Origin of the sequence: Asticcacaulis sp., from assembly GCF_035497195.1 — a bacterium.
In the GTDB taxonomy this organism is placed as follows: Bacteria; Pseudomonadota; Alphaproteobacteria; order Caulobacterales; family Caulobacteraceae; genus Asticcacaulis.
Genome location: NZ_DATJDZ010000011.1, coordinates 76,956 through 90,118 on the forward strand (window position 1 = coordinate 76,956; position 13,163 = coordinate 90,118).

13 protein-coding genes are annotated in these 13,163 nt (G+C 59.4%); 6 read left to right on the forward strand and 7 right to left on the reverse strand.

Going from position 1 to position 13,163, the window contains the following annotated elements; translation table 11 throughout:
* Positions 1-12 precede the first annotated feature (12 nt).
* Complete coding sequence (locus tag VL130_RS03540; RefSeq protein WP_325361275.1) at positions 13-2,217, forward strand: FdhF/YdeP family oxidoreductase; 2,205 nt, start codon at positions 13-15, stop codon at positions 2,215-2,217.
* Here VL130_RS03540 and VL130_RS03545 read toward each other — a convergent pair.
* The 3 genes from VL130_RS03545 to VL130_RS03555 all read right to left on the reverse strand — a co-directional run bounded on the left by VL130_RS03545 (position 2,165) and on the right by VL130_RS03555 (position 4,390).
* The gene (locus VL130_RS03545; RefSeq protein WP_325361279.1) at positions 2,165-2,680 is read right to left on the reverse strand and encodes an FKBP-type peptidyl-prolyl cis-trans isomerase; all 516 of its coding nucleotides are present in this window, start codon (positions 2,678-2,680) and stop codon (positions 2,165-2,167) included. The two genes, VL130_RS03540 and VL130_RS03545, sit on opposite strands and share 53 nt — an antisense overlap.
* The gene (locus VL130_RS03550; protein ID WP_325361281.1) at positions 2,680-3,117 is read right to left on the reverse strand and encodes an FKBP-type peptidyl-prolyl cis-trans isomerase; all 438 of its coding nucleotides are present in this window, start codon (positions 3,115-3,117) and stop codon (positions 2,680-2,682) included. The genes VL130_RS03545 and VL130_RS03550 overlap by 1 nt, the downstream gene beginning before the upstream one ends.
* A 70-nt stretch (positions 3,118-3,187) precedes the next feature.
* Positions 3,188-4,390: a threonine ammonia-lyase gene (locus VL130_RS03555; protein ID WP_325361284.1), complete on the reverse strand. Its 1,203-nt coding sequence runs from the start codon at positions 4,388-4,390 to the stop codon at positions 3,188-3,190.
* 212 nt (positions 4,391-4,602) lie between these two features.
* Here VL130_RS03555 and VL130_RS03560 point away from each other — a divergent pair, with 212 nt between their 5' ends.
* Both VL130_RS03560 and VL130_RS03565 read left to right on the forward strand, forming a co-directional pair.
* Positions 4,603-6,591, forward strand: coding sequence for an NAD(+) synthase (locus VL130_RS03560; protein WP_325361286.1), 1,989 nt, complete (start codon positions 4,603-4,605; stop codon positions 6,589-6,591).
* Between the two features lie 23 nt (positions 6,592-6,614).
* Positions 6,615-6,803 (forward strand): hypothetical protein, encoded by a 189-nt coding sequence (locus VL130_RS03565; protein WP_325361287.1) that lies wholly within the window; start codon positions 6,615-6,617, stop codon positions 6,801-6,803.
* Between the two features lie 64 nt (positions 6,804-6,867).
* On the opposite strand, the gene VL130_RS03570 is transcribed toward VL130_RS03565, so the two are convergent.
* Entirely contained in the window at positions 6,868-7,272 is a 405-nt protein-coding gene (locus tag VL130_RS03570; protein ID WP_325361288.1) for a hypothetical protein, read from the reverse strand.
* A gap of 18 nt (positions 7,273-7,290) precedes the next feature.
* Positions 7,291-8,211, reverse strand: a complete 921-nt coding sequence (locus VL130_RS03575; RefSeq protein ID WP_325361290.1) for a hydrogen peroxide-inducible genes activator — start codon at positions 8,209-8,211, stop codon at positions 7,291-7,293.
* 72 nt (positions 8,212-8,283) lie between these two features.
* Here VL130_RS03575 and VL130_RS03580 point away from each other — a divergent pair, with 72 nt between their 5' ends.
* The 3 genes from VL130_RS03580 (at position 8,284) to ahpF (ending at position 11,218) form a co-directional block, all read left to right on the forward strand.
* Positions 8,284-8,820, forward strand: coding sequence for a carboxymuconolactone decarboxylase family protein (locus tag VL130_RS03580; RefSeq protein ID WP_325361292.1), 537 nt, complete (start codon positions 8,284-8,286; stop codon positions 8,818-8,820).
* Positions 8,821-8,930: 110 nt separating this feature from the next.
* The gene (ahpC, locus tag VL130_RS03585; RefSeq protein ID WP_325361294.1) at positions 8,931-9,494 is read left to right on the forward strand and encodes an alkyl hydroperoxide reductase subunit C; all 564 of its coding nucleotides are present in this window, start codon (positions 8,931-8,933) and stop codon (positions 9,492-9,494) included.
* Positions 9,495-9,631: 137 nt separating this feature from the next.
* Complete coding sequence (ahpF, locus tag VL130_RS03590) at positions 9,632-11,218, forward strand: alkyl hydroperoxide reductase subunit F (RefSeq protein ID WP_325361296.1); 1,587 nt, start codon at positions 9,632-9,634, stop codon at positions 11,216-11,218.
* Positions 11,219-11,283: 65 nt separating this feature from the next.
* Here the strand turns inward: ahpF and VL130_RS03595 are convergent, their stop codons facing one another.
* Together VL130_RS03595 and VL130_RS03600 are read right to left on the reverse strand one after the other, a co-directional pair.
* Positions 11,284-12,210: a TraB/GumN family protein gene (locus tag VL130_RS03595; protein ID WP_325361298.1), complete on the reverse strand. Its 927-nt coding sequence runs from the start codon at positions 12,208-12,210 to the stop codon at positions 11,284-11,286.
* A 52-nt stretch (positions 12,211-12,262) separates the two neighbouring features.
* The gene (locus VL130_RS03600; protein WP_325361300.1) at positions 12,263-13,132 is read right to left on the reverse strand and encodes a glutamate racemase; all 870 of its coding nucleotides are present in this window, start codon (positions 13,130-13,132) and stop codon (positions 12,263-12,265) included.
* Positions 13,133-13,163 lie beyond the last annotated feature (31 nt).

A 13,163-nucleotide genomic window follows, 5' to 3' on the forward strand; every position in this document is an offset into this window, starting at 1 on the left:
TGGGAGTAGAACATGTCCAGGCCGGTTGTCGGTGGCGGTGTCAAGAAGGTGCTGTATGCCTTGCAGACGGCCCAGCGCATCGGTCTGGAAAATACGGCCAAGGCATTAACCGCTCACAATACCTGCAAGGCCTGCGGGCTCGGCATGGGCGGGCAAAAAGGCGGCATGACCAATGAGGCGGGTGAGTTTCCTTCGGTTTGTAATAAATCCATTCAGGCACAATCGACCGATATCCAGCCCGGTATTCCGCTAGGCGTCCTGACCCATTCGCTGACCGATCTGCGCGAACTCGACGGCTATGAAATCGAACATCTCGGCCGTCTCGCCATGCCGATCTGGAAGCCGAAGGACAGCGACCGTTATCAGCCCATCGGCTGGAATGAGGCGCTCGATCTGGCGGCGGCGCGTTTCGGGGCGGCCACGCCAGCACGCAGTTTCTTCTATTCGTCGGGCCGCGCATCGAACGAGGCCGGCTTTATCCTGCAATTGCTGGCGCGGGCCTTCGGCACCAATAATGTCAATAACTGCTCCTACTACTGCCATCAGGCGACCGGCGTGGGCTTAGGCTCGACCATTGGCACCGGCACCTCTACCGTTGAGCTGGAAGATCTCGACCGTTGCGATTTCGTCATGGTCGTCGGCGCCAACCCGTCCTCCAACCATCCGCGACTGATCCATAAGCTGAAAGCCGTACGTGATCGTGGCGGCGAGGTGGTCATCATCAATCCGGCGAAGGAGGCCGGACTGGTGCGCTTCGCCCTGCCGAAAAGCGTGAAGTCCATGCTGAATGGTGGCGACTGGATCGCTTCGGATTACCTCCAGCCGCGCATCGGCGGCGACATGGCGGTGCTGAAAGGCCTGGCAAAGGTGGTGCTGGAACGGGGCGCGCAGGATGAGGATTTCATTACCGCGTACAGCAATGGGTTCGATATTTTTCGAGCCGATATCGAGGCGACCGAATGGGCGGAAATCGAAGCGCAATCGGGCCTCAGCCGCGCCGGAATCGAGCGTGTGGCCGGGCTGTATGCCAAATCAAAATCGGCGATCTTCGCTTGGGGCATGGGAATCACGCACCATCTCAATGGCTGCGACAATGTCGAATATATCGCCAATCTCGCCCTGTTGCGCGGCCAGATCGGCCGACCCGGCGCGGGGCTTTTGCCCTTGCGTGGCCATTCCAATGTGCAGGGTATCGGCACGATTGGTGTCAAGCCGGTATTGGCGAAAGAGATCCTGGAAAAGATGGAAGCCGCCTTCGGTATCGAGCTGCCGCAGGACAAGGGGCTCGATACCATGGCCTGCATGAAGGCGGCCCATACCGGCGGTATGGATGCTGCCCTGCTGATGGGCGGCAACCTCTTCGAGGCCAATCCGGACAGCGCCTTTGCCGAAGAAGCGATGGACCGGGTCGGCTTCAAGCTCTACCTGACCACCACGCTTAACAAGGGCCATATCCACGGCTGCGACGAGTCCGAAGCCCTGATCCTGCCGGTGACGGCACGCGATGAGGAGTGGCAGCCGACCACGCAGGAATCGATGTTCAACTTCGTCAGGCTATCGGATGGCGGCATTACCCGTCTGCGCAATGTCCGGCCGGAAAGCGATATTTTGTGCGATCTGGCGACGCGTATGATGCCGGGCAGCCCGATCGATTTCACCGCTTTCAAGCAGCACAAAACTGTGCGCGAAGCCATAGCCCGCATCGTACCTGGTATGGAAGACCTGGCCGATATCGATGTGGCCAAACGCGAATTCCATGTGCGCGGTCGGCTGCTGCATACGCCGCAATTCCATACGATCGACGGCAAGGCCAGCTTCGTTACCCGACCCCTGCCGAAGCGCCGCTACGGCCTGTGGCTGACCACGGTGCGTTCCGAAGGCCAGTTCAACAGCATTATCTATGAGCGCACCGACAGCTATCGCGGCGGCATTGATCGCTGGAGCGTCATGCTCAATGCCGAAGACTTGGCCCAGCAAGGATTCAAGGATGGCGATATCGCCACGGTCGAATCCGATACCGGCGTGATGGCGGATGTCACCTTGCGCGCCTTCGATATCGCCCGTGGCTCGGTCATGGCCTATTATCCGGAGGCCAATTGCCTGACCGGCACAGCGGTCGACCCGCGCAGTAAAACGCCCTCGTTCAAAGCGACCGCGGTGAGGCTTATTTCCCCTGCACGCCCAGCAACTGAATGCGGAAAATCAGCGTTGAGTTAGGTGGAATTTTTCCCTTATCAACTTCACCATAGGCCGCGGAAGCCGGCGTGTAGAGCATCACCTCGTCGCCGACACGCATCAGCGGAATAACCTCCTGCCAGGCTTCAATGACGCCGCCAACCGGGAAGCTGGCTGGCTCATTGCGCACAAACGATGAATCGAAAACCGTGCCGTTGAGGAGCTTGCCTTCATAATGGGTAGTGACCGTGTCATTGACCGTCGGCTGGGCGCCGGGATTGGCGGCATGGGAGACGAACTTGTACATCACGCCAGACGGCAGTTTGATGATACCCGGCTGTTTGGCGATATCGGCCAGATAGGCCTCGCCTTCTTTCAGGTTTTGTGAGGCCGCGGCATCGGCCGAAGCCTGCATGGCTTCAAGCTGGGCGCTGGTGTCGGCGGACTGGCCGCAAGCCGTCAGGGTGAGCAGGCCAGCGAGCACGATAAAAGGAACGATACGCATTACTGATTGATGCCCAGCAATTGCACGCGGAAGATCAGAGTCGAGTTGGGCGGAATTTCGCCGAGGTCGCGTTCGCCATAGGCGGCGGTCGGTGGGGTGTAGAGCACGATCTCGTCACCGACGTGCATCAGCGGAATGACTTGCTGCCAGGCCGGGATCAGGCGGCCGAGCGGGAAATTGGCCGGTTCATTGCGGGCGAAGGACGAATCGAAAACCGAGCCGTCGAGCAGCTTGCCTTCGTAATTGATGGTGACGTTATCGGCCACGGTCGGTTGCGCGCCTGGCCCGGAAGCGCTATCGGGCGAGCGCGAAATGATCTTGTACATCACGCCCGACGGCAGGACACTGACGCCCGGCACCTTGGCGGTCTGCGTCAGGAATTCCTGGCCCTTTTGCAGGTTCTGTTCGGCCACTGTCTGGGCGTTTGTCTTGTCCATGGCTTGTCCACATGCGGTAAGAATGAAAGCGAGGGCGAAAAGGGTGGCTTTTTTAGTCCATCCCCCATTTTTAATCCATGCGTAGGGCATATCCGGTGCTCCTGAGGGCTTCTGAAATTTCAAAGGCGTGGATGGGGCCTTGCGTCTCCACCATGATGTCGAACTCGGCCCCCTTGGCGGGCACATCGAGCACCAGGCGGTTGTGCGCCACATCAACGATATTACCGCCCTTCAGGGAGATGACATCGGCCATGCGTGACAACATGCCGGGGCGATCGTCGCCTAAGATTCGGTAGGTGACAAGGCGTTTTTCGCGGACCAGTTCGCGTTGCAGCACGCTGGCCATCAGGCGCAGGTCGATATTGCCGCCGCAGAGGATCAGGCCGACATTCAGGCCCTCGAAGCGTTCGGGGAAACGCATCACCGCGGCCAGTCCGGCAGCGCCGGCGCCTTCGGCAATGGTCTTCTCGACATTGGCATAGGCGGCGATGCCGCGTTCGAAATCGGCCTCGTCGATGATCAGTACGTCATCGACCAGCGGATTGGCGAGGCCGAATGAGATATCGCCGACCTCTTTCACCGCGATGCCTTCGGCGATTGTGGCGCCGCCCATCGGGATCGGCATATTGCGGCGCCTGGCGGTAAAGGACGGGAACATGGCTGCCTCGACGCCGATGATCTTGATCCACGGCTTGATGCCCTTGGCGGCGATGGCCGCGCCAGCGATCAGCCCGCCGCCGCCGATGGGGACGATGATCACGTCGAGTTCCGGCACGTCCTCAAGCATTTCAAGCACAAGCGTGCCCTGGCCGGTCAGGACCTGTTCGTCATTGAACGGATGGACATAGACCCCGCCTTTTTCAGCGCAGAGTTTTTGCGCAATGGTGGAGGATTCGTCGTAGCTGGCGCCTTCGATGACGACATTGGCGCCGAAGCCCTGCGTCTTCTGTACCTTCACAAAGGGGGTGCCGAACGGCATGACGATGGTGGCCGGAATGCCGAGCCGCGTGGCGTGATAGGCCAGGCCTTGCGCGTGATTGCCGGCGGAGGCCGCGAAGACGCCGCGCCGTTTTTCGTCATCGCTCAGTTGCAGCAGCTTGTTGAGCGCGCCGCGTTCCTTGAAGGCCGAGGTATATTGCTGGTTTTCCGACTTGATCCAGACCTTGGTCTTCGTCGCCGTGCTCAGGCGTTGAGAAAAGACGCAAGGCGTGCGGACAATATGGCCCTTGATGCGTTCGGCGGCGGCTTCGATGTCTTGAAGGGTGACGGTCATGCGGCCTCCATAACAGAGGCGAACAAAAGGCGCTTTCAAAAAATGGGCGCGATTGCAAAAAAGCTAAATAGTTTTAAATGAAACCAAAATGACAAATCAGGCTATCGTATCAGCCATATTGATCAAATTTACGGGCTAAATCCGGATATCGTTCTTATATGATTTGTGATTATCTGTCATTAATGACAAATCATGAATCCTGAATTGCTAAAATGACCAAAAAACTGCAAAATTTCTTTTCTCCGGCCTCTCATGGTTTTGTCCGCATCGCCTGCGTGACGCCGAAAGTGCATATCGCCGATCCGCAGGCCAATCTGGCGGAGCATTTGTCGCTGGCAAAACGTGCCGATGAAGCTGGCGCCGATCTGGTTGTTTTCCCGGAACTTTCCTTAAGCGCCTACGCCATCGATGATCTGTTCACGCAGGAGGTTTTGCTGGATGCGGTGAAGCAAGCGGTCAATGATCTGGCCGAAGCCTCGAAAAAGCTGCGTCCGGTTCTGGTGGCCGGTGCACCGCTCCTGATAGATGGCGCCGTATACAATTGTGCCGTTGTGATCCATCGCGGCCGGGTATTGGGTGTGGTGCCAAAAACCTACCTGCCGAACTACCGCGAATATTATGAGCGCCGCTACTTCGCTTCGGCCGCTGATCTGGCCCCGACCTTTATCGAATTGGCGGGCCAGCCGGTATATGTCGGCACCGATCAGATTTTCCGGGCGCAGGATTTCGAGGCCTTCACCTTCGGTGTCGAGATCTGCGAAGACCTGTGGGTGCCACAGACACCTTCGACCTCTTTAGCGCTTCTTGGCGCCAATATCATCGTCAACCTGTCAGCCTCGCCGGTGGTGATCGGCAAGTCGCGGGCACGCAAACGCCTGTGCGCCGCCGCTTCCGAGCGGATGTTTTGCGCCTATGCCTATTCCGCCGCCGGGCCGGGCGAATCGACCACCGACCTCGCCTGGGACGGTCAGTCGCTGATCTATGAACTGGGCGATCTGATCGCCGAAGGGCCGCGCTTCACCTCTGACAGCGTGACCTTAGCTGATATCGACGCCGACCGTATCGCCAATGAGCGCCTGCGTACCGTCACCTTTAATGACGCCCGCCGTACCAGCGCGACCGATGTCACGATCACTCTGTTCGACCACGAAGCGCATGACCTGACCGATTTTCATCGTCAGGTGGCGCGCTTTCCCTATGTGCCGGCCGATCCGGATCGGCGCGACGAAGACTGCTACGAAGCCTTCAATATCCAGGTGCATGGCCTGATGCAGCGTCTCTCGACCAGCAACACGCAGAATGTCGTCATCGGCATTTCCGGCGGGCTGGATTCCACCCATGCGGTGATTGTGGCCTGCAAGGCGTTTGACCGTCTGGGCCTGCCGCGCGCCAATATCCACGGTTACACCATGCCGGGTTTCGGCACTTCGACCGGCTCACGTAATGATGCGTTAAAACTGATGAAGGCGTTGGGCATCTCCGCCGAAGTACTTGATATCCGTCCGGCGGCGAAGCGAATGCTGCTCGATATCGGCCATCCGTTCTCACGCGGTGAGCGCGTTTACGATGTCAATTTCGAGAACGTTCAGGCCGGCCTGCGCACTGATTTTCTATTCCGGCTGGCGGGTGAAAAGAAGGGCTTTGTCGTCGGCACCGGCGATCTGTCCGAACTGGCGCTAGGCTGGTGCACCTACGGCGTCGGCGACCATATGAGCCACTACAATGTCAATTGCGGCGCGCCGAAAACTCTGATCCAGCACCTGATCCGCTGGGCGGCGATGCGGGAGTTTGACGCAAAAACCGGCCGCATCCTGCAATCGGTGCTCGACCGGGAAATCTCGCCGGAACTGGTGCCGATTGAGGCGGGTGTGATCCAGAAGACTGAGGACAAGGTCGGATCTTATGAGCTTCAGGATTTCAATCTCTATTATATCACGCGCTATGGCCTCAAACCCTCCAAGGTCGCTTTCCTCAGTTATCAGGCGTGGAAGGACAAATATACGCTTCCTGAAATCCGGAAATGGCTGGAACTGTTCCTGTTCCGCTTCTTCACGATCTCGCAGTTCAAGCGCTCGGCGGCGCCCAATGGTCCGAAACTGATCTCCGGCGGCGCTCTCTCTCCGCGCGGCGACTGGCGGGCGCCTTCCGACGGTAATGCGAAAATCTGGCTGGATGAACTCAATCGGAACGTGCCTAATTGATCAATCTATGGCAATGGGAATTTATGACCGAAGATTCTAAATCCGAAAAACCTGCGATCACTATTGAAGAGGCGATGCGGCGAACGCTTGATCGGTATGACGGTGTGTTCAAAGCCCTCGCCGAGCTTGAAAGACGTGAGTTGGCTGAAAGCGGTGACGTAGATTCGGGATCACAGATTTCTCTACCAGATGATCCGCAAACCAAGAAATAAACCACGAATGAACACGAATACGCGCGCTTTCGCGCGTATTCGTGTTCATTCGTGGTTCAAATTCTTACTTCAACATGACGGCCGAACCGTTAAAGCTGCAAGCCAGGCCGTGATAAACCGTGCAGATGCCGCTTTCGGAGACCGTCAGCTTGTCGCCGTCTTTCTTGATAGTGACTATACAGGTTGTCGTTTCGTTGGGCTTGAGAGTCAGGTTCAGTTCGGTCGGAGAGATGTCTTTCGCCGGTTCGCCGCCGGCCAGACCGATATCGCCCGTGCAGCCATCGGCCGTCGCCGCCACCAGCACCACCTTGTGCGCATTCGGCTGGCCGCTGATGCGCACCATCAGATCGCCTTCGTATTTGCCGGGCCAGTGATCTTCCACTGGCGGCGGAGCGACGGCAGATGCTGATGACACCTCCGCTTCCGGTGCTGGCTTCGAGCAGGCGGCGAGTAGGAGAACAAGAGCCATACAGACGATCCGCATCGGCTACTCCTTGAGCTTTTCGGCCAGCAGGCGCGCCTCGGCGGCCCGGCTGGAACCGGCGCGCCAGATGACGACAATATCGCGGAAGGCATGGTCGGAGGCAAGGGGGCGCACACTGACCTCGGAGGCCTTGACCATGCCGGACTCGACCGCCATCGCCGGCAGCAGCGAAACGCCCAGACCAGAGCCGACCATCTGAACCAGCGTATTGAGTGAGGTCGCCGCGAAGCCGCCGCCATGATTGGCCGTGTAGGTCGAGAGCGATTCCGAGGTGCCGGTAGGTGAGGTCCACGAACAGGCGGCCAGGGCATGATCGCGCAGGCAGTGGCCGTCCTCCAGCAGGATTAGCTCCTCGTTCTTCAGGTCTTCCGGTGCGATATGCGAGCTGTTTGACAAATGATGCCCGAACGGCGTGGCCGCCACGATCTCGTCCTTGCAGATAAAGGCGTGATCCAGCCCGGCCAGATCATAGGGCAGGGCGATGACGGCGGCATCGAGCGCCCCGGATTTGAGCGACGTGATCAGCCGCGCCGTCTGATCCTCGCGCAGGAACAGGCGCAAATCGGGAAAGTCCGTGCGCAGTTTCCGTAAGGCCTTGGGCAGCAGGAACGGCGCCACGGTCGGGATGACGCCCAGCCGGAAACGTCCGGTCAGCGGCCGATTGGCGCCGCGCGCCGCCTCCACCATATCTTCGCTGCGCGCCAGGATATCCTCGGCGCGTTTCAAGGTTTCCTCGCCGACGGCGGTCAGGATCACCTGCCCGCGTGAGCGATCGACCACGCGGACGCCGAGTATCTTTTCCAGCTCGGCAATGCCGGAGGAAAGCGCCGGCTGCGACACGAAAGCCGCTTCCGCCGCACCGCCGAAGCTCTTATGTTCGGCGAGCAGCTTGAGATATTGCAATTGTCTGAGAGTAGGGAGCATGATTGTAATATAAGATCAGTTTATTGAGTTGTCAAAATTCATAACCATTTCTAATTTACAGCCGAGGTCCCCATGTCCATTGATACCCTGCAAAGCCTGATCCCCGCCTATGCCCGCGACCTGTCACTGAACCTGACAAATCTGTTGGCTGAGACCCTCCTCAATGACCAACAGAAATGGGGCACCTTCCTGTCCTGCGCGCATGCTGTCGGTGTGCCGGCGGTGGTGAAAAATATCGAGGCCGCCGTTGGTGAGGTTATGACGCCGGAGGCCATCACCGCCGCCAAGGCCGCGGCCGCCATCATGGGGCTGAACAATGTCTATTTCCGCGCCCTGCACCTGATGCAGAACAAGGAATATGAAAAGATGCGCGCCGGGTTACGCATGAATATCCTGGCCAATCCAGGCGTCGACAAGGTCGATTTCGAACTGTGGTCGCTGGCGGTTTCGGCGGTCAATGCCTGTGGCCTGTGCATGGACAGCCACGAAAAGGTGCTGCGCAACCACGACGTCACCGCCGTACAGATTCAGGCCGCCCTGCGTATCGCCTCCACGGTCAATGCCATTTCGGCGGTTATCCGCGCCGAAGCGGCTTTAAAAGCGTCATAAGTAAAATCTATGTAAAAATAAAATAAAACAAATTTGCTCTATTGCGCGTTTTGAGCGATTGTCCCCTCGTACCGCTTAACCCGGTTCCACACTTATCAAGGAAATACCCCATGGCTCTCATCAACACCGCCATCAAGCCTTTCAAGGCGACCGCCTACAAGGCAGGCAAGTTCGTCGACATCTCCGAAGCCGACACCAAGGGCAAGTGGTCCATCTTCTTCTTCTATCCGGCCGATTTCACCTTCGTCTGCCCGACCGAGCTGGAAGACCTGGCCGGCATCTATCCCGAACTGCAAAAGCTGAACGTCGAAGTGTTTTCGGTCTCGACCGACACGCACTTCTCACACAAGGCCTGGCACGACACCTCGCCCGCCATCAGCAAGATCAGCTACTACATGGTCGGCGACCAGTCCGGCACGATCACCAATAACTTCGACGTGATGCGTCCGGGCATCGGCCTGGCCGATCGCGGCACCTTCCTGGTCGATCCGGACGGTATCATCCAGTTCATGGAAATCACCTCGGAAGGCGTCGGCCGTAACGCCACCGAACTGCTCCGCAAGGTGAAGGCTGCGCAATACGTGGCTTCGCACCCCGGCGAAGTCTGCCCGGCCAAGTGGGAAGAAGGCGAAGCCACTCTGGCGCCGTCGCTCGATCTCGTCGGCAAGATTTAGTGATCATGGGGGAAACAAGCTTTCCCCCATGTGCCCCCTTTGAGGGGAGTTCGCTCCCCTCATCATTCTCCTTATGCAGGCTCTGCGGAGCCTGAATATGGACAATGATTTCCCCCTATTACTAACGGAGTACCACCATGCTTGACGCGGGTATGAAGACGCAACTGAAAGCGTATCTGGAAAACCTCCGGATGCCGATTGAACTGGTCGCCACGATTGACGACAGCGCGAAGTCACGCGAAATGATCGAGCTTTTGAATGATATCGTTGAGGCATCCAGCAAGGTTTCGCTGAAGACCGATGGCGCCGATGCCCGCGTGCCGTCCTTTGCTATCGTCCGCCCCGGCACGGATATTTCAGTCACCTTCGCCGGCCTGCCAATGGGTCACGAATTCACTTCGCTGGTGCTGGCGCTTTTGCAGGTCGGTGGCCACCCGCCGCGCGTCGAAGCCGATGTGATCGAGCAGGTCAAGGCGCTGGATATCGACGGTGAGTTGAAGTTTGAAACCTATTTCTCGCTGACCTGCCAGAACTGCCCGGACGTGGTGCAGGCGCTGAACCTGATGAGCGTGCTCAACCCGAAGATCAAGCATGTCGCTATCGACGGCGCCCTGTTCAAGGATGAGGTCGAGGCGCGTCAGGTCATGGCCGTCCCGACCATCCTCGTCAATGGTCAGCCGTTCGGCCAGGGCCGCATGGGCCTGGAACAGATCCTGGCCAAGATCGATACGGGCGCCCAGGCGCGTGAAGCGGCCAAGATCGACGCCAAGTCGGAATTCGATGTGCTGGTGATTGGCGGCGGTCCGGCCGGTGCGGCGGCTGCCATCTATGCGGCGCGCAAGGGCATCCGCACCGGCGTGGTGGCCGAGCGCTTCGGCGGCCAGGTGCTCGATACAATGGCGATTGAAAACTTCATCTCGGTCTCGCACACCGAAGGCCCGAAACTGGCCACGGCGCTGGAGCAGCACGTCAGGGACTACGAAGTCGATATCATGAACCTGCAAAAGGCCACGTCGCTGATCCCGGCGTCCGAGCCTGGCGGCCTGGCGGAAGTGCGTCTCGAAAGCGGCGCCGCCCTGCGCGCCCGCACCGTGGTCATCTCCACCGGTGCCCGCTGGCGCCAGATGGGCGTGCCTGGCGAAGACCAGTACCGCAACAAGGGCGTGGCCTATTGCCCGCACTGTGACGGGCCGCTGTTCAAGGGCAAGCGCACGGCCGTGATCGGCGGCGGCAATTCCGGCGTCGAGGCGGCCATCGACCTGGCCGGCATCGTGGCCCACGTCACCTTGCTGGAATTCGCTCCGGAACTGCGCGCCGACGCCGTCCTGCAACGCAAGCTCTACAGCCTGCCGAACGTGACGGTCATCACCAATGCCCAGACCACGGAAGTGCATGGCGACGGCAATAAGGTCACAAGCCTGACCTACCGCACCCGTCTGCACGACACCCTGCATGATATCGAACTGGAAGGCATCTTCGTCCAGATCGGCCTGCTGCCCAACACCGAATGGCTGAAGGGCACGATCGCCCTGTCGAAGCACGGCGAGATCGAGATCAATGCGCGCGGGGAAACCTCGGCCCACGGTATCTTCGCCGCCGGCGACGCGACGACCGTGCCCTACAAGCAGATCGTCATTGCCATGGGCGAAGGCTCCAAGGCGGCGCTGTCAGCCTTCGATCACCTGATCCGGACGTCGGCGCCGGTGGATATCGCGGCGGAGTAGGTTAAGGCCATGAGGCACAGCCTACCGCGTTTCGGGGTCAAGGGGGCTGTGACCCCTTGCCTTTTCTACTCCTTAGGCGAAGACACGCTGTAACCCGCCGTGCGCAGGCGTTCCAGCACACCACCCTTGCGCAGCAGCAGGGCCAGTGGCAGGACAGCCACGGTCTTACCGGGTTTGCTGGCGGCCGTGGTGATCGCCCGAACGGAGTCGCTGACGCTGCGGTCGAGCATGGCCGAAGCGCCCGAAGAGCCGGACAGGCACTTCATCAGTGCCGAACCCTGATAGTTGGCGCGAACGGTTGAGATATCACCGACCGCCCAGGCCTTGGCGGCGATAGGGGCGCGGTTAAGGTCGAAATCGATATCGTCCAGCGTATAGGTCAGGCAGGCCTGGCTGGCGGCATCATCCATGGCGTTGACCGTCTTGAACAGCGGTCCCATGTCATAGCGCCCGGCCGCGCGGACCGGCACACCTGCGGCGCCGGCCAACCGCTTGACCGCAGATGTCGTGGCGTCGTCGCTCAGGCCGTATTTTTGCAGCACTTCCCGGCGCAGGCGGGCGCCGGCCCAGACCGGTTTGTCACGGGCGAAATCCTTGATCGGAATGCCGGCGCGTTTGGCCGTGGTCTCGTAGCGGGCATAAAGCGCCGGTGGCAGGTCTTCCTTGAGCGTGCGGCGATTGGGCAAACCCTTTTTCGACATCATCAGCCACATGTCGCCGACTCCGGTACTGCTGGCCGGCGGGGTGATCAGGCCATTGGCGCCACGCAGGGCGTTCTCAACGCGCTTTGTGCTCCATGCCTGTTTCTTCGGGAAAACCGGAAGTATGCCAAGAATGATGATCTGGCTATCGCCTTTGGTGACGCGCCACATGGCCGGGCCGGTGGCGATCTTGCCCTTCACGACAATTTCAGCGTCGGGCCAATCTTCCTGCGCCATAGCCATTGGAGGTAGGGCCAAAAGGGCAATTGCAGCGATCAGGGCTTTCAGCATGACGGATTCCAACAGCGGGAATTGTCAGCCTAGCGACCTATTGTGACGGTTTTTACGCTGCCTTGACTGCGCTAACCGCTTCGAACGTCAAAGGTGCGCCCCAGAAGGCTTCGATCAGCGCGGACTGTGTGCGGGGTTCTCCGGTCGTCAGGAAAGTGCGTTCGCCGGTGTCGCCAATGGTGTATTCCGGATGGCGCTCGATATAATCGGCCAGAGCCTTCGATACCGGCGCGGGCTGGTGGATCAGCGGCGTGCCGGCGGGCAGGTGTTCGCAGAAAAGGTCGGCGACCAGTTCATAGTGGGTGCAGCCGAGGATGGCGCGGTCAGGATAGCGGCCGATGCGGATACGCAGGCTTTCGACATGCCCCTTGATCTTGGCGGACAGATATTCGCGCGCCGCCCCCTGTTCAATCATGTCGGCCAGGCCGGAACAGGCTTCGGTGAAGACGGCGATATCCTGACGGCGCTTGTCGATTTCGATCTCATAGACACGCGAACGGGCCGTGGCGACGGTGGAAAAAACGCCGACAACATCCAGTTTCTGAATCTTGTCACCGCGGCGTTCGGCCTCGTGTTCCCAGGGCAGGCCGGTGGCGGCTTCGATGGTGGGGACGATGATCCCCAGCACGTTGACCGGGCGTTTGTAAGTCTTGCGGAATTGCGCGAGCCATGAGGATTGCAGGCGGCGCAGGGCGACGGCCGAAGCGGTATTGCAGGCCAGCACCACCAAAGATGCGCCGGCTTCAAACAGGGTTTCGCAGCCAGCCTTAGTCAGTTCGACGATCTCCTCGCCGGAGCGGTCACCATAGGGCGTATTCTTCTGGTCGGCGAGATAGACGAAATCGGCCTGGGGCATTCGATCGACCAGCGCACGATGGATGCTCAAACCGCCGATGCCGGAATCAAAAACGCCTATCGCCATGAACTGATTTCCTGTGTTACGAAAACTTAAT